The sequence below is a fragment of the uncultured Rhodococcus sp. genome, assembly GCF_963525155.1.
Lineage (GTDB): Bacteria > Actinomycetota > Actinomycetes > Mycobacteriales > Mycobacteriaceae > Rhodococcus_F > Rhodococcus_F qingshengii.
In genome coordinates this window covers 83325-102774 of sequence record NZ_CAURKP010000003.1, presented here as the reverse complement: position 1 = coordinate 102774, position 19450 = coordinate 83325, and the positions used below count along the sequence as shown (strand labels likewise).

General features: G+C 63.9%; 21 protein-coding genes and 1 pseudogene. 12 read left to right on the top strand and 10 right to left on the bottom strand.

All coding sequences use genetic code 11. The features are described from left to right. From RWT78_RS01570 to RWT78_RS01560, 3 genes and pseudogenes are all read right to left on the bottom strand, one after another. Positions 1-886, bottom strand: a pseudogene (locus RWT78_RS01570) (Ig-like domain repeat protein); the annotation flags it as partial. Between the two features lie 363 nt (positions 887-1249). Further along, on the bottom strand, positions 1250-2503 hold the full coding sequence (gene serS / locus RWT78_RS01565) for a serine--tRNA ligase (protein WP_314673452.1): 1254 nt from the start codon (positions 2501-2503) through the stop codon (positions 1250-1252). A gap of 65 nt (positions 2504-2568) precedes the next feature. Continuing rightward, positions 2569-2964, bottom strand: a complete 396-nt coding sequence (locus RWT78_RS01560) for an ankyrin repeat domain-containing protein (protein ID WP_003945404.1) — start codon at positions 2962-2964, stop codon at positions 2569-2571. 70 nt (positions 2965-3034) lie between these two features. Between RWT78_RS01560 and RWT78_RS01555 the strand changes: the two genes are divergently transcribed. The 6 genes from RWT78_RS01555 (at position 3035) to RWT78_RS01530 (ending at position 9189) form a co-directional block, all read left to right on the top strand. Beyond that, positions 3035-4141 carry a septum formation family protein gene (locus RWT78_RS01555; protein WP_003945397.1) on the top strand — a complete coding sequence of 369 codons (1107 nt, stop codon included), beginning with the start codon at positions 3035-3037 and terminating at the stop codon, positions 4139-4141. 3 nt (positions 4142-4144) lie between these two features. Next, positions 4145-4495, top strand: coding sequence for a metallopeptidase family protein (locus RWT78_RS01550; protein WP_007736028.1), 351 nt, complete (start codon positions 4145-4147; stop codon positions 4493-4495). A 134-nt stretch (positions 4496-4629) separates the two neighbouring features. Then, entirely contained in the window at positions 4630-4929 is a 300-nt protein-coding gene (locus tag RWT78_RS01545; RefSeq protein WP_003945399.1) for a PE family protein, read from the top strand. Positions 4930-4989: 60 nt separating this feature from the next. Continuing rightward, on the top strand, positions 4990-6228 hold the full coding sequence (locus RWT78_RS01540; RefSeq protein WP_314673451.1) for a PPE domain-containing protein: 1239 nt from the start codon (positions 4990-4992) through the stop codon (positions 6226-6228). After that, on the top strand, positions 6228-7046 hold the full coding sequence (locus RWT78_RS01535; protein ID WP_314673450.1) for an ESX secretion-associated protein EspG: 819 nt from the start codon (positions 6228-6230) through the stop codon (positions 7044-7046). Before RWT78_RS01540 ends, RWT78_RS01535 begins: the two co-directional genes overlap by 1 nt. A gap of 40 nt (positions 7047-7086) precedes the next feature. After that, a complete protein-coding gene (locus RWT78_RS01530) occupies positions 7087-9189 on the top strand; it encodes an acyltransferase family protein (protein WP_231782819.1) in 2103 nt (700 codons plus the stop codon). A 9-nt stretch (positions 9190-9198) separates the two neighbouring features. On the opposite strand, the gene RWT78_RS01525 is transcribed toward RWT78_RS01530, so the two are convergent. The 3 genes from RWT78_RS01525 to RWT78_RS01515 are packed head-to-tail and all read right to left on the bottom strand — an operon-like array spanning position 9199 to position 11448. Continuing rightward, positions 9199-9867, bottom strand: coding sequence for a histidine phosphatase family protein (locus tag RWT78_RS01525; protein ID WP_042453186.1), 669 nt, complete (start codon positions 9865-9867; stop codon positions 9199-9201). Continuing rightward, positions 9864-10778, bottom strand: coding sequence for a prephenate dehydratase (gene pheA / locus RWT78_RS01520; protein WP_003945402.1), 915 nt, complete (start codon positions 10776-10778; stop codon positions 9864-9866). Before pheA ends, RWT78_RS01525 begins: the two co-directional genes overlap by 4 nt. Positions 10779-10809: 31 nt before the next feature. Next, the gene (locus tag RWT78_RS01515) at positions 10810-11448 is read right to left on the bottom strand and encodes a hypothetical protein (protein ID WP_007736015.1); all 639 of its coding nucleotides are present in this window, start codon (positions 11446-11448) and stop codon (positions 10810-10812) included. A gap of 139 nt (positions 11449-11587) precedes the next feature. On the opposite strand from RWT78_RS01515, the gene RWT78_RS01510 reads away from it, so the two are divergent. The 5 genes from RWT78_RS01510 (at position 11588) to RWT78_RS01490 (ending at position 15748) form a co-directional block, all read left to right on the top strand. After that, positions 11588-12367, top strand: coding sequence for a DUF2470 domain-containing protein (locus RWT78_RS01510; RefSeq protein ID WP_003945406.1), 780 nt, complete (start codon positions 11588-11590; stop codon positions 12365-12367). 10 nt (positions 12368-12377) lie between these two features. Continuing rightward, positions 12378-13199, top strand: coding sequence for a CPBP family intramembrane glutamic endopeptidase (locus RWT78_RS01505; protein WP_003945405.1), 822 nt, complete (start codon positions 12378-12380; stop codon positions 13197-13199). Between the two features lie 160 nt (positions 13200-13359). After that, positions 13360-14595, top strand: a complete 1236-nt coding sequence (locus tag RWT78_RS01500) for an LCP family protein (RefSeq protein WP_192712857.1) — start codon at positions 13360-13362, stop codon at positions 14593-14595. A gap of 99 nt (positions 14596-14694) precedes the next feature. Continuing rightward, complete coding sequence (locus RWT78_RS01495) at positions 14695-15165, top strand: hypothetical protein (protein ID WP_042453189.1); 471 nt, start codon at positions 14695-14697, stop codon at positions 15163-15165. Between the two features lie 37 nt (positions 15166-15202). Next, positions 15203-15748, top strand: a complete 546-nt coding sequence (locus RWT78_RS01490; RefSeq protein WP_003944176.1) for a ferritin — start codon at positions 15203-15205, stop codon at positions 15746-15748. A gap of 11 nt (positions 15749-15759) precedes the next feature. Here RWT78_RS01490 and RWT78_RS01485 read toward each other — a convergent pair whose 3' ends face one another. After that, positions 15760-16701 (bottom strand): cytochrome c oxidase assembly protein, encoded by a 942-nt coding sequence (locus RWT78_RS01485; protein WP_042920585.1) that lies wholly within the window; start codon positions 16699-16701, stop codon positions 15760-15762. Between the two features lie 126 nt (positions 16702-16827). On the opposite strand from RWT78_RS01485, the gene RWT78_RS01480 reads away from it, so the two are divergent. Then, positions 16828-17472, top strand: a complete 645-nt coding sequence (locus RWT78_RS01480; RefSeq protein ID WP_030535837.1) for a thioredoxin domain-containing protein — start codon at positions 16828-16830, stop codon at positions 17470-17472. On the opposite strand, the gene RWT78_RS01475 is transcribed toward RWT78_RS01480, so the two are convergent. The 3 genes from RWT78_RS01475 to RWT78_RS01465 are packed head-to-tail and all read right to left on the bottom strand — an operon-like array spanning position 17473 to position 19434. Next, the gene (locus tag RWT78_RS01475) at positions 17473-18420 is read right to left on the bottom strand and encodes a M56 family metallopeptidase (RefSeq protein ID WP_003944128.1); all 948 of its coding nucleotides are present in this window, start codon (positions 18418-18420) and stop codon (positions 17473-17475) included. It abuts the gene before it with no gap. After that, complete coding sequence (locus RWT78_RS01470) at positions 18417-18776, bottom strand: BlaI/MecI/CopY family transcriptional regulator (RefSeq protein ID WP_003944179.1); 360 nt, start codon at positions 18774-18776, stop codon at positions 18417-18419. Before RWT78_RS01470 ends, RWT78_RS01475 begins: the two co-directional genes overlap by 4 nt. Positions 18777-18804: 28 nt before the next feature. Continuing rightward, the gene (locus RWT78_RS01465) at positions 18805-19434 is read right to left on the bottom strand and encodes a M23 family metallopeptidase (protein WP_314673454.1); all 630 of its coding nucleotides are present in this window, start codon (positions 19432-19434) and stop codon (positions 18805-18807) included. Positions 19435-19450: the final 16 nt, after the last annotated feature.

The following is a 19450-nucleotide window of genomic DNA, read 5'->3' as shown; positions in this document are numbered from 1 at the left end:
CAACCGCCGTACCCGTGATCGCCGTCGCCGGAACCGAGAGTGACGTCGTGGTCTCGACATCCACCGGAGCCGAAGCAATGCTGATCGTCGCGAGTGGACCTGCACCAGCGTTGAGAGGCGTGGTGTCCTTGTTCTCGCGAGGCGAGCACCGGGTCGGAGCCCACTGTGTACCAAGGAAACTCGCCTTTGCGAGCTGAGTGCTGAAGTTTTCGCTGGCACCGAGGTTGCCGGCCGCACCCGCGGTCCTCACCTTCGGCTGGATCACTCCCGTCGCACCAGCGACCATTGTTACGTCGACTGCGGGAAGTCGGAACCACGTGTCTCCGTTGCCGTTTGTCGAGCCATCGAGGTTCTTCTTGGACTTCGGTACTCGAATTCCACCCTCCGAGTTCGTGCTCGTCGTCGGACTGTTGCCGATCACCTGGTTGTTTCCTGACAACCGCAGGATCCCGCCGCTGCCGTCGACATTGCCAGAATCGTTGACTCTGAGAACATTCGGTGCGACATTGTCGAGTCCGATGGAGGTACCTGCGACGACGGTAGCGGAAACGTACGTCGCATTGCTCGGGATGGCATAGTCGATTTTCAGACGTGACAAGTTCGTAGTAGTCGCTCCGGAGTCCTTGTCCGGATATGACGTTCCGCTCGGCTGAATTCGGTAGGTGAAAGTCTCGCCGGGCTGGACAGAAGCCGGGGCGTCGACCGTGATGAGGTTGTCGGTGACCTTGTGGACGTCTCCGATAATCGATCCGGCAACGCACGCTGTTTTGAAACCGGTGGTCGAGATAGCAGCTGACGCGGGCGTGCCGACCAGCAGCATTCCGGCGACCATGGCGGTTCCGGTTATGGGCACGGCGAATCGCCGCAACTGAGAGATTTGGGGCATGGGCACTTCCTTCGGAAGGGCAAACATGAGCAGTGGATTCGGACAAAACGTGTGCGCGCCGTCACAACATAACGAAAAAACTAGTACGTGTACTACTTTTGGCAAGACACTTGTCCAATTCACCCCGGACTCACCCTCGTATCACCAGACGCGGGATGGAAAAGCAGGGTATGGAAACTCGATTGAACGCAAAACTATCGCCAAAGCGGCCCATCGACAACGCTTTTGGTGGTCACCGCGCCAATCGGCGGGAAAAAGTTGATATTTCGTCAGTTCAGAAAAAGTTCCAAACCTACCAGTACGAAAGTACGAAAAGGGCCGCGACGGAGTCCGTCGCGGCCCTGATTGTGTTGGTTCAGCGTGTCAGCGAAGCACATCCGTGCCGACAAACGGCACCAATGCCTCGGGCACTCGCACCGAACCGTCGGCCTGCTGATGGTTCTCGAGAATCGACACGATCCAGCGCGTCGTAGCCAAGGTGCCGTTGAGAGTGGCGGCCGTCTGCGGCTTGCCGTTCTCGTCGCGGTACCGAACTCCGAGGCGGCGGGCCTGGAACGTCGTGCAGTTGGACGTCGATGTCAGCTCGCGGTAGGTGCCCTGCGTCGGGACCCATGCCTCGCAGTCGAACTTACGCGCAGCCGAAGAACCGAGGTCTCCGCCGGCGACGTCGATCACGCGGTACGGAACGTCGATGGCCGCCAACATGTCTCGCTCCCACCCGAGGAGACGCTGGTGTTCGGCGTCGGCGTCCTCGGGACGGCAGTACGTGAACATCTCGACCTTGTCGAACTGATGGACACGGATGATGCCGCGGGTGTCCTTGCCGTAGCTGCCGGCCTCGCGGCGGAAGCACGAGGACCAACCGGCGTAGCGCTTCGGGCCTTCGTTCAGTTCGAGGATCTCGCCCGAGTGGTAGCCGGCCATGGGTACCTCGGAAGTTCCGACGAGGTACAGGTCGTCATCTTGCAAGTGGTAGATCTCGTCCGAGTGAGCACCGAGGAACCCGGTACCCGCCATGATTTCCGGACGTACGAGCACCGGCGGAATCATCATCGTGAATCCGTTGGCGATCGCCTTCTGCGCAGCCAACTGCAGCAGTCCGAGCTGGAGCATGGCCCCGTAGCCGGTCATGAAGTAGAAGCGCGAACCCGAAACCTTGGCGCCGCGTTCCATGTCGATCAGGCCGAGCGACTCGCCCAGCTCGAGGTGATCCTTCGGCTCGAAGTCGAACTTCGGAATCTCACCGACGTGTTCGAGCACGATGTAATCGTCCTCGCCGCCGGCCGGCGCACCTTCTTGTACGACGTTGGAAATCGCGCGGTGTGCGGAGTCGAGCGCGGCCTGCGCCTCGTGCTGCGCGGCCTCGGCTTCCTTGACCTTGGCCGCCAGTTCCTTGGAACCCTCGAGCAGCGTGGGACGCTCCTCCGGAGATGCCTGTCCGACCTTCTTGCCGAAGGCCTTCTGCTCTGCGCGGAGGTTGTCTCCGGTCAGAACGGCAGCGCGTCGGGACGCGTCGGCTTCGAGCAGAGCGTCGACCAGTCCTGGATCTTCTCCACGGGTGCGCTGCGACTCGCGGACGATTTCGGGGTTCTCACGGAGAAACTTGAGGTCAATCACGACTTCGAACTTTACCCACTCACCGCAGCTCGCCGACGGTCACGTCCACGTCGGAGAGGGGGAGATCACGATTCGAGCAGACTCAGGTAGTCCTCGCGTCCGAACATCCGAGCCGCGTCGACGGCAGTCGGGTGTCCACCTTTCGGGTCGGCTCCCCCGCTCACCAGCGCTTTCACCACCGCATCCTCGCCCTTGAAGACCGCCCCGGCAAGGGGCGTCTGGTTCTTGTCGTTGGGTCGGTTGACGTCGGCACCGCGCTCGATCAGGGCAACGACGGCGTCAGCGTGACCGTGGTACGCCGCCAACATGACGAGCGTGTCGCCACTCTCGTTGGTCAGATTGACGGGAACTCCGGCATCGACGTACGACGCCAGCCCGGCCGCGTCGCCGGTTCGTGCCATGTCGAAGAGCCGGCCCGCCAGCTCGACAGCCTCGGGATCGAGTGGGGTGTTTTCGCTCATGACTACAAAATACTCACAGACGCGATTGTGAGTTTTGTAGTGAAGGTTCGATATCGCCACGGCAACAGGCATGATGGAATCGATGTCCGAAGACAAGATCGAGAAGTCGCCAGATCCGGCCGATCCCCAGGGGACGCCGGCGAAGAAAACTGTCTCCGCGAGTCGCACCCGTCGGGTCCTGGCTGCTGTGGCGGTAGGTGCGGTGGTCGCCGCGATCGCAACGATCGCGATTTCCGGTGGATTGAACAAGGACGACTCGTCCTCGGTCAGTGTCAGTGGCGGCGGTCCCGCAGCGACGGGATCGACTCGCGACGACGCCTTCACCGCGGCTGCGGCCGGCGACTGTCTCAACTGGACGCCTGCGACCGAGTCGGGCGGAGACCGCACGGACATGTCGAAGGTTCAGTGCGGAACTGAACACCGCTTCGAGGTAGCCGGACCACTCGATCTCTCGGTGTTCCCGGGCGCCGAGTTCGGCCCCGGTTCCCGGTACCCGGGCGCCCTTCGGTTCGCCGAACTACGCGACGAGCACTGCACACCCATCGTCATGTCCTACCTCGATTCGAAGTTCGATCCCAAGGGCAAGTTCAGCGTCGGCCTGATGTTCCCGAGCGAATCGGGTTGGGCTTCGGGTGAGCGCGCACTGCGTTGCGGCTTGCAGTTCTCGACCACGACCGGCGAACTACAACCGTTCGTGGGCCGCGTGGCGGACCAGGACCAGTCGAACGTGTGGGACGTCGGCACGTGCATCGGCATCAACCAGAACCTCCCGACAGATCCGGTCGATTGCGCGAAACCGCATGCATACGAGGTTATTTCGGTGATAGACCTCGGCACTCAATTCCCGGGCGCAATGCCGTCGGTCGAAGATCAGGACCGCTATCTCGAGGGCGTCTGCACTCAGGCGTCCAACGAGTACCTTGGTTCCGCAGACGCGCTTCGCGACAAGACGCTGACACTGTTCTGGGACAACATTTCACTGGAAAGCTGGTTGGCCGGCAGCCGCCGAGTCAATTGTTCGATCGGCAAAGAGGTCGAAACCGGCGGGTTTGCCGCGATCACCGGAAGCGCCAAGGGCGACATCCTGATCAACGGCGCCGCTCCGGTCCCGCCACCCGCTGCACCGGAAGGTCGGTCGTTGCCGACGCCGTTGCCCGGCGCAGCTCCGCCGTCGTAAGCCATGACGGTAACTATGACGCCCGACCGGTTCGAGGAACTGGTCGGCGAGGCGCTCGATCTGATTCCGCCCGAACTTGCCAAGGCAATCGACAATGTCGTGGTGCTTGTCGAAGCACGTGACGAGGAAGAACCGGGGCTGCTCGGTTTGTATCAGGGCGTCGCTCTGACCGAGCGGGATTCTCATTACGGTGGGTACCTGCCGGACACGGTCACTATTTTCCGCGATTCGATACTCGACATCTGCGCATCCGAGGACGAGGTTGTTCACGAGGTCGCCGTGACCGTCATCCACGAGATCGCGCACTACTTCGGCATCGAAGAAGACAGATTGCACGAACTCGGCTGGGGCTGAGGGCAAAGTCGTCCGATTTCGGGGGGAACCAAAAGCGGGCGGTATGCATCAAAGTATGTGCGGGGGGATATCGACGGCTGTGCGCACGGCCTCCCGACCACTTATCCGCCCTGGTCAGGAAGGAGTTCGGCACTATGCACGTCGACCCTCAAGCCCTAGTTGCCGCCGCAATGGAACTCGAGTCCGCGGCGACGCGATTGCGCGGAATCGTCTCTACTGCGCAGCCGACGCTACGCGTTCTCCCAGCGGGATCCGAAGAAGTGTCCGGTAGCGCGGCAAATTACTTCAACACCATCTCGGGCAGCCTTGCCTCGTCCACCGATCGGGCAATCGAGGAGCTCACCGCGGCTGCGGCAGCTCTGCGCAAGAATGCAGCTGCCTACGAGCTCGAAGACCAGCTCACCAAGTCCAGCCTGGCAGCCGCACCGATCTGATCGACAGAAATCGAGCTCGGTAACTCGGCAACACAGTCACACTTCCTGGGGGGAAGAACAATGGTCGGCATCACCGGCGTCATCTGGTATCCACGGGGCGCAGCACCCAACTCCGCAGCACTGGTCGCCGGAGCCGGGCCGGTCCCTCTCGGCGTGGCGGCCGGAGCCTGGTCCACCGTGTCGTCCGGACTGACCGACACCGCTGCGTCCATCTCTCGCGTGATGGCGGATCTTCGCACCGGGTGGTCCGGAGAAGCAGCGGATGCCGCATTGAGTAAGTTCGCGCCGTTTCAGGAATGGGCTGCTGCTGCCGCGTTGCTCGCGGGAGAAACTGCAGGTAAGGCCCAGGTGCAGTCCGGTTCGTACACGGTTGCCACCCTCGCCATGCCGTCCCTGGCCGAGATTGCAGCAGTTCAAGCGGCCAAGGTCGCCGCGTACTCCATCGGCGGTGCCCTGGTCGGCGGTGCCGCTGCCGCCGAGGCTGCCGAAGAAGCTCTCAAAATTCGAGCGGCGGTGACGATGGAAACGTACGACGCCGCAACGGCCCATCTGGCCGTGCAGCAGAACTTCGACTCACCACCGTCCATCGCGGAACCCACAGCTGGGGCATCCGCTTCGGCCGAAAGCCCAGGCAGTGCCGCACGACAGTCCGTCGTGCAAGCGGCATCCACGCTCGCTGACGCAATCGCGGATCCCGTGCGCGCCGCCACCGCTGCTGTCGCATCCGTAGTTTCCAACCCGGTATTTGCCGCCGCTGCCTCACAAGCCGGTGCCATCTCCGGTGGAGTTGCCACCGCAGCCAGCGCCACCACCACCGCAGTCACAGGCGCCACCACTGCCGCATCAGCTCTCGCGACGGCAGGAGCAGGACTCACCGGACTGGGCGGCGCGGGACTCGGCGCTTCCACACCATCACTGTTCGGCACCCCGTCGGCAAGCCGGGCACCGGCACAGGTCAGCGCAGCTTCCGCGACTACCGGAACCGGAGCAATCGCGGGCTCGTCGTCGAGCAGCAGCACCGGTCGGCACGCTCTTCCTGATCCCTCCACCGGCCAGAGCGCCACGCGCCAGAACCCCGTGACCTCGCCGGTTCAGGGCACCACAGATACCGTCAGGGTGGATCCGGCCCGAACCGCAGGCGGATCTGCGCCGATCGCCGGCGGCCGTCATGCGGCCCAATCTGAAGACGAGACCGAGCACGACACACCCGATTACCTGAAGCACTTCGAGCACTTCGCCGACGGCCGAACAGTCATCCCGTCCGTGATCGGTGGCGCACTCGAAACTGCAGAGCATTGATGGTGGACCTCGGCACCTCACCTGAGGGGTGGAATTTACCTGTCATCGCCCTGTCACAGGACGAAATCGACTATGTACGTGAGCGACTCGGACTCGATGCGCTTCCCGTGGTTCTCGGTGGCGCGACGGTTCACGGCAGTGCGAGCGCTCACCGTACGGCGATGCAGTCCGCGGCAGATTCACTCTCCGAGCGCGATCTCCTCCCCGGCGGGGAGATCCATCACGACCTCAGTGCCCGCCTGCGCGTCCTGACCCACCCCAAGTGGGAGTTGGCGCTGCGTCGGCATGTCGGCGGAAGCATTTCACGCCTCTGCGTCGCGCAGGGCGAATTCCTTTGTGTCGAAGCGACTTCAACTGATTCTTCGTTCGCATTGCGCAGCGTCACCGCCGAACCAGCTGCACCCGTTGTCACCGCGCTCGGCAGCGCCGAAGCAATGCCGATTGCCGTGATCAACGCACCGACCGAGATGCTCAGCCTGGCATTCGGCGCCGGCCCGGATGCAGGCAGCGTAACCTCGGCCTTGATCAACGCCGGAATACCCGAAGACGACGCGCGCCAACTGGGTAGCGCAATCGTCACATGCACCGCCTTCGCCGAATTGGTCGGAATACCACACAGTTTGGGAGCGACGACGCTCATGACCGGCGCAGTGACTGTGTACGACACCTTGTCGGGTCGGCTGGTCGGTTCGACCACTCGGGCCGCCGACGGCACCGAATGGACGTCCATCAGTTCCGGAACATCCCATCGCCTCCGACAAGCCGTGAACGCTCTGGTAACGGAACTCGAGGAATCGGCGCCGGAGACTTCCGGGTAACCTCGGGGCGTCCCTTCAACGCCCGGAGCCTTACTTCAGCATGCAGTTCTCGCGTCAACCGTCGTCACCGGGCGAACAAGGCTCGGTCGCCACGATCGACCGGCCGAACGAAGAACGGGCAACAACACCGCACCGACAAGACCTGAACGGACTGCGTGGCCTCGCCATCGGTTTGGTGGTCGTGTTCCACGTGTGGTTCGGACGGGTATCGGGCGGGGTGGACGTCTTCCTGGTTCTGTCCGGATACTTCTTCGTCGGCTCACTGGTTCGACGCGCCGAAGCCGGGGGTTCACTCAACCCGGTCCCGGCACTGCGGCGGGTGTTTCTGCGGCTGTTCCCCCTGATCGCGGTGGTCAGCATTTTGACCGCACTGGGGACCGCGTTGCTGCTGCCACGCACACGCTGGGCCGATCTGGGCGATCAACTGATCGCGGTGCTCGGGTTCTTCCAGAACTGGCAGCTCGCCAGCACCGCAAGCGACTACCTGGCCGCCGACGGCTCGGTCACTCCCCTGCAGCACCTGTGGTCGATGGCCGTGCAAGGTCAGTTCTATCTCCTGGCCATCGCACTCGTCTCCGTGATCGCTTATGTGGCTTCACGCGTGAATCCCAACTATTTCCGCCCGTCACTCGCGGTCACCCTTCTGGTTCTGACCGCAGGATCTTTTCTCTACGCACTCGCCAAATCTTCGCGTCACCAAGCCTGGGCGTACTACGACTCCGGCGCCAGGTTGTGGGAATTGGCCCTCGGTGGTCTGCTGGCCGTTCTGATGACCAGCACACGCAGTCGGCAGATCGCATCCCTGCCGTTCTCGGTCAGAGCAACGATCGGCTGGGCGGGGCTTTCGTCGATCCTGTTGTGCGGCATAGTGCTCGACGGCGCCCAGCAGTTCCCCGGCCCGTGGGCGCTGGTGCCGGTGCTGGCCACTCTTGCGCTGATCCTGTCCGGAGTCGGCGACGACACGCCTTGGACGTCGAAGACGCTTGCCCATCCGGCACTGACGTGGCTCGGCTCGTTCGCATTCGCGCTGTACCTGATTCACTGGCCGATTCTGGTGTTTGCACTCGTGATCACCGGACGCCCCGAAGCCGGCCTGCTCGGTGGGGCACTGATCATCGCCCTCTCCGTCGCGGGGGCGCTTGCACTCCGGCGCCTGGTCGAGGTTCCGGTGGAGCGCGGAGGCCGCTCGCGCCGGTACACCGTCCTGGTATGCGTCGTCACCGCTGCCGTGGTCCTCGCCGCTTCGGTCGCCTGGCAGTCGTACGCGAGCAGCCAGACGACGGGCCAGCGGGCGGTCGACACCCTCGACCTCCCGACCCATCCCGGCGCACTCGCGCTCACCGACGGTGCCGAAGTACCCAAGGCGTCGATGGTTCCCTCGATCTTCGATGCGCCACTGGACCTTCCGGCCAGTACGCTCGACGGCTGTATCGCCGATTTTCTCGAGCGGGACGTCGTCCACTGCACCTACGGCGACGCCGACGCAGACAGAACCATCGCGCTCGCGGGTGGTTCGCACTCCGAGCACTGGCTCACTGCGCTCGACGAACTCGGCAAGAGTCACGGGTTCCGCGTCGACACGTATCTGAAGATGGGCTGCCCGCTCACCATCGACTCCATGCAGACGTTGTCGGACAACGACTATCCGGATTGCGTCGACTGGTCGCGTGGAGTGCTGACCGAGTTGGCCGACGCCTCACCCGATTTCGTGTTCACGACGGCAACCAGGCCGAGTTCCGACGGCCCTGGCGACGTGACGCCCGAGTCTTACGTACACGTGTGGGAGGAACTGGGGCGCGACGGTATCGACGTGCTCGCCATCCGCGATACCCCGTGGTTGCACCACGACGGCGTCGCCTACCGCGCGATCGACTGTCTGGCGACAACCACGTCACCCGATCACTGCGCGATGCCACGGTCCGAAATGCTCAGCGACGTCAATCCGGCGCCGTCGGCGATCGGCGATCTGACCAACGTCCGTCTACTCGACCTCAGCGACGGCGTCTGCGGACCGGAGTTGTGCCGCGTCGTGGAGGGAAATGTATTGGTGTATCACGATTCCCACCACCTGACAGCCAGCTACGTGAGCACTCTGTCCGCTGAACTCGGGCGCCAACTGAGCGTCCAGACCGGTTGGTGGTGAAGCCGGCCGTCAGCCCATCACGTCGTCGGCACCGGGGATGAGTCGATGCTCGAACGGCGGGTTGACGGTTCCCCAGCGCAGGCACTCCCAACCGCCGTCGACCGAAGGCAACAGTTCGACGGTCTCGGTGTTGGCCAAGTGGTTGTTGGCTGCGAACAGACCGGGGACACCGGCAAGCTGGGCTGCGACAAGACGAATCGCAGCACCATGACTCACCACGACGATGTCGCCGCCGTCTCGTGAGCCTTCGAGAAATTCTTCGCGCAACGCATTGACGACGGGGACGTATCGCTCCAGGACGTCGTATCCCGTTTCACCACCGGGGATGCGAGCGCCGAGGTTGCCGGTGTGCCAGTGATGGAACGTCTCCATGAACAGTCGGTGCGCGGCCTCGTCGGTACGATCTTCGAGGTCACCGGCCTGCACCTCGTGCAATCCGTCCCGCACGTCCAGAGAGACACCGGCGGCCTGCTCCACGAAACCTGCTGTCTGCCGGGCACGCAAAGCCAAGGACGATACGAGCGCCAGCGGAGGCGCCGAAGCCAGGCCGATGCCCAACGTCTCGGCCTGCGCCAACCCTTCCGGCGTGAGCTTTGCTCCTGGCAGGGCGGTGTCGAGACGTTTGGCGACATTCGCCTCCGTCTGACCGTGCCGAACGAGGATGAGCCTTCCGGTCATCGTTCTCCCCCTCCATGCTTGAGTTCGTCGATCCACCGAATCGCTTCTTCGTCCGAAGGAGGTTGTGGCCCGGTCGAATTCGCTGTCGCCCACGACCCCAGGAAGCGGACTCCGGATTTACGATGCAGCGCACGCATCGCCTCGGCCACCAGCGAGTCCTCGACGTGTCCGACGCAGTCCACGAAGAACCGGTACGTGCCCAATTCCGTTCGCATCGGCCGTGATTCGATCCGAGTCAGGTCGATACCGCGAGCGGCGAATTCGGAGAGTGCGCGCACCAGGGAGCCGGGAGCGTTGTCGAGATGAAGCACCAGCGCGGTGCGATCGGCACCGGTCCGCGCCGGAACCGGGGCCGGCTTGGTGACCAACACGAAACGTGTGCGGGCGCCGCCTACATCGGCGACGTTGTCCGCCAGGCTGTCGAGTCCGAGCATCTGACCTGCCAAAGCCGTGGACACACCGGCGTCGACGGTTCCGGCCTGCACATCCAGGGCCGCACCGGCATTGGACGAGGCCAACACCACCTCGGCCTGGGGCAGGTTCTCGGCGATCCAACCGCGGACCTGCGCGCCCGCATGCGGGTACGCGCCGATCGTTCGGACCTGATCGGCGGTGGTCCCGGCCCGAACCAGGATGGAGAAACTCACGTCCAGATCGGTTTCGGCGACGATCTGCAGCGGCGAACCGAGAGCGAGTGAATCGAGCGTCGGAGCTACGCCGCCTTCCACCGAGTTCTCGAAGGGAACCACGGCTCCGTCCACGGAACCGTCGCGAACCATGTCGAGAGTCGCCGGCGGACTGCCTGCCGGTACTCGCTCGACGGTTTCGCCGAACGCGCCCTCAGCCTCCAACTGGGCGAGAGCTATCTCCGTGAAGGTTCCCGACGGACCGAAATACGCGATTCTTGGCACGCCTAAAAGATTACGCACCGACCCACGCCGGTCACTGCAAACCCGCGGCACGCAAAGCCGTTTCCACTGCAGGCAGATCCGCGACCTCGATCGTGAGCAGCACCTCACGCATGGCCGACGCGGCTTCGGGGATCAGCGCGGCAAGTTTCTCCGGCTTCGGATCGACCATCGCGGCGCGCACGTCGTCGCCGCGCAGTGCAGCGACGGTGCCACACAGCAGGGCGATCACCTCGTCGCCGTCGGCCGCGCGGGCTACGAAACCGACGGACTCGTGCGCGAGTACCGCCAGGAAATCAGCCACTTCGGTGGGCGTAAGACCGGCGGCGAGTCCGGGGATCCGGCCACCTTCGCACAGACGCAGCGCCGCTTCGGCGGGTGTCAGATCCTCTTCGCCGCCGTCGACGTACACAGCGAGTGGAGCGGGCAGGCGCAGCGCGATCGCGTCGTCGATCTGGTCGGTGGTGACGTCGACGTCGAAACGGACGGCCTCGTACGACGCTTCCGTGTCCGCACGCAGTTCTTCCGGATCGATATCGAGACGGACGACAACCCGGCCTGCTGCTTCGCCACCGATCAGAACCGACGCCGGAACAACCGGGAGAAAGAGTGCTTCGAGGAGTCCGCGCGAGTTTCTCGGGGCGGGCAGCCCGAGTGAGAGAGGAATGGCCACAGACAAACCGTAACCCCGGCGCAGGCGGCGGATTCCACGCGAGTTGCGCAAAAGTCTTGCGATTCACACCGAAGCGCCTTAGGTTAGGGTTACCTCATCATCCGATGGAGTTCGAGAGAACACCCGCCAAGGGGGCAGCATGGCAACGAAGACCAGCACCGGCCCGTCCACCGCCGAACGCGTCCGCAGCGCCTGTGTGCGCGCACAAGACGCAGTTCTCGCCATCGAAGGCAGCGATCCCACCGTCACGTCGGTGCATCACCTGCGTTCGAACGGTGACGTCGTCGTTGCAGTCCCACATGCCTCCGCTGCTGCGGCTCTGGCCTGGAACTCCGGCGGCGGCGGCCTGCCTGCCGTCCTCGAGATCACCGATCACGCACCACTGCGGCTGCGTGAGCCCGTGCGCTCCCTCGTGTGGCTTCGCGGCTCGTTGCACGCCGTGCCCGACTACGAGGCACGCGTTCTCGCCGACGACGTCGCATCCGAACATCCCCACCCGGGGCTGCTCGACATCGGCCACACCTCGGTCCTCCTTCGCTTGAGCCTGGCCTCGGCTGTAGTCGCTGATTCAACGGGGGCAGAACCCGTCGCCGTGGACGAACTGCTGAACGCCAGCCCCGATCCCTTCTGGGAAATGGAGACCGCATGGCTGCAGCATCTCGACGAAGACCACCGCGACCTCGTGGACCTGCTCGTGCGCAAGCTTCCCCCATACATGCGCACCGGACGCGTTCGCCCACTCGGCATCGACCGCTACGGACTTCGCCTGCGGGTCGAGGATCACACCGGTGACCGCGACGTGTGGATGCCGTTCGCCAACCCCGTCGACGACGCTCCCGCGCTGAGCCGCGCCATCCGCATGCTGGTCGGGTGCCCTTTCCTCAACGGCCTCCGATCGGGCGGCGCATCAAACGGCTAGCGTTGCGCGGGTGAATGCCCGCGAAACCGTCCGCACCTGGTTACGGCCGCCGACTCCCGTCCCGGCCGGCCCGGCCCTCGATCCGGCCGCCAGACGCGGAGTCTGGATCGAGATCACGATCGTCCTGCTGGTCACCTTCGGACTCAGCGGATTGTCCGGGATCCTCTCGCTCGCCGAATCCTTGGCGACGCCGGTTGCGCTCTCGGATCAGACGGTTGCACTCAACCCGTCGCGGGCCGCCATCGACTGGATCGACCTGGCGCGCCAATTGCTGGGCGTCGCAAAGCTTCTCGCGTGGGCAGCGCTGGGACTCTATCTACTGTGGCGTTCGGGGATCGGTCCACGTGCTGCGGGACTGACCCCCAAGCCTCGATTCGGGCGCGACATCGCTCCGGGATTCGGCCTCGCCGCTGTGATCGGTCTCCCCGGTCTGCTGTTCTATCTCGTGGCTCAGGCCCTGAGCATCAACCTCACCGTCCAGGCCAGTGCGCTCGACGATCACTGGTGGCGGGTGCCGATCCTCGTACTGTCCGCGATCGCGAACTCCGGTGCCGAAGAGGTGCTGGTCGTCGCCTACCTGATCACTCGCCTCCGAACGCTGGGTTGGAGCGAGAACAAATCACTGCTCGCGTCGTCACTCCTGCGCGGCAGTTACCACCTCTATCAGGGGTTCGGTGGCGGCGTCGGAAACGTGATCATGGGGCTCGTGTTCGGCCGGTACTGGCAGCGCACCGGGAAACTCTGGCCGCTGGTCATCGCCCACGCTCTCATCGACATGGTGGCGTTCATCGGTTACGCCCTCCTGCGCGATCACGTCTCCTGGCTGCCGTGACCGGTACCGTGAACTGGTGACCGGCGACTCCGAATATCCTCAGCGCCCTCCGCGGCGCCAGCCGCCAGGGCCACCTCCGCGTGGACCGATACCTCCGAGGCAGAACCCTCCACGCCAGAATCCACCCCGTCAGGGCCCACCCCCGCAGCGGCGTCCACCGATGCCGCCGGAAGGGCCGACGGTCATTCGCCGCGACGGACGCCCGCAGCAGCAGAATCCGGCCAATCAGGCCTGGTCACAGGTCCCACCACAAGCGCCGCAGCAGCCCAGGCGTGAGGACTGGGCGCCGACCCAACGCCCGCAACCGTTTCAGGACGACCCGCGCAGGCAGGGGCCGCCGCGTCAGGATCCGCAGCGCCAGGCGAAGTATGCGCCCGCACCGCCGCGCCGAACCCCGCCGAACGCCCCGCCGCGCCCTCCAGAACCTCCGAAGCAGCGACGCCCCCGCAAGCGTCGTAGCTGGGGTAAACGTATCGGCATCACGTTGTTGGTCTTGCTGCTCGCGCTGGCCGGCGCGCTCTATTACGTCGACAGTTCGCTCAATCGAATCGACGCGCTGCCCGACTACGCGGGACGCGTCGCCGATACTCCGGGCACGAACTGGCTGATCGTCGGGTCCGACAGTCGTGAGGGGCTCACCCCCGAGCAGGAGCAAGCCCTTGCGACGGGCGGTGACACCGGTCCCAAGCGCACTGACACGGTCATCTTGGTCCACGTCCCCAAAAGTGGGAAGACGACCATGGTCAGCATCCCTCGCGATTCGTACGTTCCGATTCCCGGCTACGGGTCGGACAAGATCAACGCCGCCTTCGCCTTCGGTGGCGCTCCATTGCTGGTGCAGACCGTCGAAGAGGCAACGGGGCTTCGCATCGACCACTACGCCGAGATCGGATTCAGCGGGTTCGCCGGCATCGTCGACGCCGTCGGTGGCGTCAACGTGTGCCTGGCACAGCCGATCGACGATCCACTGGCCGGGATCAACCTCCCCGCCGGATGCCAGGACTTGAAGGGTTCGGACGCACTCGGGTTCGTGCGAACTCGCGCAACGGCGCTCGCCGACCTCGACCGCATGAACAACCAGCGCCAGTTCATGTCGGCGTTGCTGTCGAAGGCGACGAGTCCGACCACGTTCCTCAATCCGTTCCGGTTGTGGCCACTCGTCTCCGATACCGCCAAATCTCTACAGGTCGACGAAGGCGATCACATCTGGAATCTGGCCTCACTCGCCTGGGCGCTTCGCGGCGGGATGACCACCACGACGGTTCCGGTCGCCGGTTTCGAGGACGTGGACGGTTCGGGCAACGTGTTGTTGTGGGACAAGGCGCGCGCTTCGCAGTTCTTCGACGCCCTGGCCAACGATCAGCAGATTCCACAGGATCTGATCACGACGGGGTAATCGCCCTGAGTTCCGGTAGTACCGCGGGAGGACAGGCCCGGCGAACAAATCGCTTTCCGGCAGGACGCGGAATCGGCGGCCGAAAAATACCGTGAAGGTATGAACACAACACACCGCCGATTCCGCACTCTCGCCGTCGTTGCCGCCGCCGTCGGAGCTGCTGCACTCGTGACGTCCTGCTCCGGAACCTTCGAGAAGTTCGACGACTCCAAGGCGTACAAGAAAACCGAAACCTTCTCTTTTGCACAAGCATCCAACGGAATCGACACACTGCCGAGTTGGGTTCCCGCCGGCGCAACGGGTATCGACGAGGTCATCCGCACCACCGGCAACGAACGCATCCTGCGAATGACTGCGAACATCGCGGAGATAGATCACAACAGCTGCATCGCACGACCCACCGTCGAAACTCGTCCCGCATCGTTGTCCGCACAGTGGTGGCCGACGGGGGTCGAGAAGGGCAGTTCTTTTCAGTGCGGCGATTGGTACGTCGGCGAAAAGGACTCGTTCGTCTACGGGTACCGACCGGAAACTGTGGGCTTCGTCATCGATCAGCTCGACAAGAAGTAGCTCCCTCTCAGCGGCGACGACCCAGTAACCTGTTGGGATGACACAGGCGAAGAACTCGAGCGAATTCACCACTCTGCTGCGTCAGCAGATCCGTAACGAGTTCACTGCATCGCAGCAGTACATCGCGGTAGCGGTGTACTTCGATGCACACGATCTTCCGCAGATGGCCGCGCGCTTCTACAGCCAGGCCACCGAGGAACGCGGTCACGCGATGATGATGATCCAGTACCTGCTCGACAACGACCTCGACGTGGACGTTCCGGGCATCGACGACGTCGTGACGAAGTTCGACAGTGTCCGGGCTCCGGTCGAGTTGGCACTCGAGCAGGAGAAGACGGTCACGGAGCAGATCACGCAGCTGGCACGCACCGCGCGCGATACCGGCGACTACCTGGGCGAGCAGTTCATGCAGTGGTTCCTCAAGGAACAGGTCGAGGAAGTGGCAAGCATGACAACACTTCTCACCATCGTCGACCGCGCCGGCGACAACCTGTTCCACCTCGAAACGTTTGTCGCACGCGAGATGAACACCCCGGCCGCTGCCGATGCAATGGCGCCGACGCCCGCCGGCGGCGGCGTCTGAGGGCCACCGGCCTACCGAGTCTCAGGCCGCTCGGCGGCGTTCAGTGATCTGAGGAAATTGTTGTACGCCTCAAGATCACTGTCGCCGTCGATCTCGGCGCGGCGGTCCAGGTCGGCATTCATCCGTTTGTCGTCGCGGTTCCAGCGCATCGCGAAGATCACGACCACCACCAGCGCGACGGGCTCTCCGTACGACCACGCGAGGGCGCCCGCCAGCTGCTGATCCTGCATCACGTCCACGCCCCACTCCGGAGGCGGATCCACGAACGTGGTCAGCAGCGGCTTTGTCGCCATCATGAGTACGACGCCGATGAACACGTGCAGCGGCATCTCCACGAACAGGTCGAAACACCGGCCGAGGTAGCTCTGTCGCACCGGCAGTGGGCCGGTGGCGAGCACCGGCATGATGAAGAGCAGACCGCTGGCGAGAAAGAAGATCTCGAGAAAGACGTGTCCAGCCGGTAACGCCGAGACGGTGTCGAAGATCGGCGACAGGTAGATCCCGTAGTAGCTGAACAGAAATACCGGGATCGTGAACCCGGGGTGCAGCATCCACCGCGCCGGCGGGCTGCGCAATGCCGAGAGGGCAAGCGCGAGAATGCCTTTTCCTATTCCTCGGTGCGGCGTCGAACGTAGTAGCAGCAGTCCCGGCGAGCCCAGTACCCAGAGCGGCGGGATCGCCATCGAGAGCGTCAGGTGTTGGAACATCCAGACGCTGAAGAGTTCGTAGCCGTAGCTCTCGACCTTCAGTCCGGTCACCGCGATCAGCAGCAGGCACCCACCGAGGAAACACGCTGTCCGATGCCACGGCCATGGTCGCCCACTCGCGCGAACTCGCTGAGCGCCAGTCCAATACCAGAGTGCAAGAACAACTCCCAGGGCAGGAAGAAGCGGGAGGGATGAGGTATCCCACTCCAGCATCTGCCCGATCGACGGCGGCGGCGTGTCATTCACGAACGCTTCACCGGCGGGTCCTCCTTCGTCTCCATGCGGGTACCGTCGACTCTACACCTAACTACTATGTTGGATAGTATTTAGGAATTCGACGGAAGGTACAGGTGCACAGCAGTGTCCAGAAGCATGAAGATATCCGCCGCCCTGATCGCGGTGTTCGCGGTAGCACTGATCACGTTCATCACCGTCGATCCGATTCGGGCGGACAACGAGAACGCCGATCGGGCAGCACAATCCACCGCCGTCCTCACCGACGACGCGTACCGATTGACCTCGGCCGCCGACGGCAAGGTGAACCTGGTCGAGTTCCTCGACTTCGAATGCGAAGCCTGCCTCGCGCTGTACCCGACGATGGAGCGGATCAGAGCGGAGTACGAGGATCGAATCACGTTCGGCATCAGATACTTTCCGATTCCGAGTCACACCAACAGCACTCTCGCGGCGCAGGTCGTCGAATCCGCATCTCGCCAGGGCAAATTCGTCGAGATGTACAAGCGAATGTACGAGACGCAGTCGCAGTGGGGTGAATCCGCCGAATCACAGGAGGCGCTGTTCCGTTCCTACGCACAAGATCTCGGACTTGACATGGCCCGATTCGAATCCGACCTCGGCAGCCGCGGCGTCCGCGAGCGGGTCGAGCGCGACTTCGAAGAAGGCCGACGCCTCGGCGTCCAAGGTACTCCGACGCTGTTCCTCAACGACGTGAAGCTGGACCAGATGCCGAGCTACGAGCAGTTGAAAGCCCAGATCGATTCGGCCTTGGGAGAATGATCAGGTCAGAACAGCGCAGATCCCCGCGGAGACGGCCACCGTCACGGCTGCGGCAACGGCCGTCGTGACAGCGGCCGGCGCACAGGCCGCCACCGCGCATGTCAGTCGCCGAGGCGACGCCACGTCGCCGTCGACCAGGGAACTCAATCGCACCGCGGTCGCGCTGCCGCGATCGCTCAAGCTCCAGTCCGGCTGAGGAAGCGGCGATTTCGACACCACGGCAAGGGCGGAACGCACCGCAGCCGGGCTGGTGACGCGAGCGGCGTGTCTGTCCGCCGACAGTTCGACGATCGCGCCGACGGCAGCGGGTGCCGCCGCGAACAACGGCACTCGCGGAAGAACAGCGGCCAAGACTTCGCACGCACCGACAATTCGGTGATGACCGCCGCTCAGGTGTGCACGCTCGTGCGCGAGGACAGCATCACGCTCGCCTCCACTGAGAGCGGATGACAAGCCTTGCGTCGCAACAACAAATCCAGGCTTTCCGGCGACGCTGTACGCCATAGGCAGCGGATGATCCAACCACAACACGTCGGACTCCGAGTTGTCGCGGCGCGCGACGATCGAGAGAACATCACGATGGAAATCTCGGACCCTCGCGTGCTCACGTGCCTGCTTGCGGCCGGCCAGCACGATCCGAACGGCGATCACACCCACCACAGCAACGGCTGTGCCGGTGATCAGTTCACCCACCCATGAACTCGTGCCGTGCGCGAAGGCGCTGAAACACCGAGCGATACCGTCGACCAGCCCCTCGACCGGCGCGTGGCTCGGCCACACCAGAACCAAGACCGCGGAGAGAGCGAGATACAACGCCGACGCCATGCTGCCGAGCCACGCCGCGAGCAGCACCGCCGGTGACAACGCCGAGGAAACGGCTCGCAACACTCTCGGAACCAGGAATCCCACGAGCATCGCACCGAGAAACATCGGCAACGCCAATGTCATTGCACACCTTCCCCGGAAAGACCCCGGCGCAGGGCCTCGTTCTCGGCATCTGTCATGGTCTTGGCGAAGTGCAACAGCACGGCAGCGGAATCGGAACTGCTGTCCAACAATTCGCGCAGTGCTCTGGATGTGGCCTCTTCACGGCTGCGACTCGGCCGATAGAAGTAGGCGCGACTCTTCTTCTCACGACTCACCCAGCCCTTGTCGTAGAGATGCGTCACGACGGTCAGGATGGTGGTGTACGCAAGTTGTCGACGCTCACCCAGGGTCTCGACCAGATCCTTGACCGAGAGCGCGTCGTCGGACTGCCAGAGCACATCCATGACCTCGGCTTCGAGTCCGCCAAGCCCCTGCATTGCTCCTCCATCGCGTCGTGACAGAACTTCAGTCGCCCGTGGTCATCTCCCCGAACGACACGCCCCGGGAATTCAGGTACGCGAGCGGATCGGTCTTCTGTCCGTCAGGTTGCCACACCTCGTAGTGCAGGTGTGGTCCTGTCGATTGTCCACGATTGCCCACGGTCGCGATCAGCTCACCCGCCCGCACCTTCTGACCCGCAACCACGAGCGCCTCGTTGATGTGTCCGTAGACGCCGACGGTCCCGTCGTCCTGCTGGATGCGGACCCAGAGCCCGAATCCCGCGGCGGGACCGGATTCGAGCACAACACCGTCGGTCGCCGACACGATGGGCGTTCCGATCGCGTTCGCGATGTCGAGACCGTAGTGGGTGGTTCCCCACCGTGGACCGAAGTTGGACGTCATCGTCCCGCTGACGGGGGCCATCACCTGTGGCTTTTCGGCCTCGTACACCAGCGCCGCTCGCTCGGATTCGAGTTGTCGCGTCTTGCCGAGTTGTTCGGCTATTCCGGCAAGATCCGTCGACCGGACAAGGTCGAGGATCTCCGGCGCCGACACCGCAGATGCATCCTCGACTGCAATCGGCGGCGGCGACGCGTGCCCGATGGAAGTGCCGGACGCGAGGATTGCACCCGTCGCCACGGAAACCGCGGCCATGCGCCCGCCGGGTCTG

Bases quoted from the DNA above. Each gene is read 5' to 3' on its own strand.
- RWT78_RS01560 (WP_003945404.1), bottom strand. From the start codon at position 2,964: ATGAGCGAAAACACCCCACTCGATCCCGAGGCTGTCGAGCTGGCGGGC.
- RWT78_RS01555 (WP_003945397.1), top strand. From the start codon at position 3,035: ATGATGGAATCGATGTCCGAAGACAAGATCGAGAAGTCGCCAGATCCG.
- RWT78_RS01550 (WP_007736028.1), top strand. From the start codon at position 4,145: ATGACGGTAACTATGACGCCCGACCGGTTCGAGGAACTGGTCGGCGAG.
- RWT78_RS01545 (WP_003945399.1), top strand. From the start codon at position 4,630: ATGCACGTCGACCCTCAAGCCCTAGTTGCCGCCGCAATGGAACTCGAG.
- RWT78_RS01540 (WP_314673451.1), top strand. From the start codon at position 4,990: ATGGTCGGCATCACCGGCGTCATCTGGTATCCACGGGGCGCAGCACCC.
- RWT78_RS01535 (WP_314673450.1), top strand. From the start codon at position 6,228: ATGGTGGACCTCGGCACCTCACCTGAGGGGTGGAATTTACCTGTCATC.
- RWT78_RS01530 (WP_231782819.1), top strand. From the start codon at position 7,087: ATGCAGTTCTCGCGTCAACCGTCGTCACCGGGCGAACAAGGCTCGGTC.
- RWT78_RS01525 (WP_042453186.1), bottom strand. From the start codon at position 9,867: ATGACCGGAAGGCTCATCCTCGTTCGGCACGGTCAGACGGAGGCGAAT.
- RWT78_RS01510 (WP_003945406.1), top strand. From the start codon at position 11,588: ATGGCAACGAAGACCAGCACCGGCCCGTCCACCGCCGAACGCGTCCGC.
- RWT78_RS01500 (WP_192712857.1), top strand. From the start codon at position 13,360: ATGCCGCCGGAAGGGCCGACGGTCATTCGCCGCGACGGACGCCCGCAG.
- RWT78_RS01495 (WP_042453189.1), top strand. From the start codon at position 14,695: ATGAACACAACACACCGCCGATTCCGCACTCTCGCCGTCGTTGCCGCC.
- RWT78_RS01490 (WP_003944176.1), top strand. From the start codon at position 15,203: ATGACACAGGCGAAGAACTCGAGCGAATTCACCACTCTGCTGCGTCAG.
- RWT78_RS01480 (WP_030535837.1), top strand. From the start codon at position 16,828: ATGAAGATATCCGCCGCCCTGATCGCGGTGTTCGCGGTAGCACTGATC.
- RWT78_RS01475 (WP_003944128.1), bottom strand. From the start codon at position 18,420: ATGACATTGGCGTTGCCGATGTTTCTCGGTGCGATGCTCGTGGGATTC.
- RWT78_RS01470 (WP_003944179.1), bottom strand. From the start codon at position 18,776: ATGCAGGGGCTTGGCGGACTCGAAGCCGAGGTCATGGATGTGCTCTGG.
- RWT78_RS01465 (WP_314673454.1), bottom strand. From the start codon at position 19,434: ATGGCCGCGGTTTCCGTGGCGACGGGTGCAATCCTCGCGTCCGGCACT.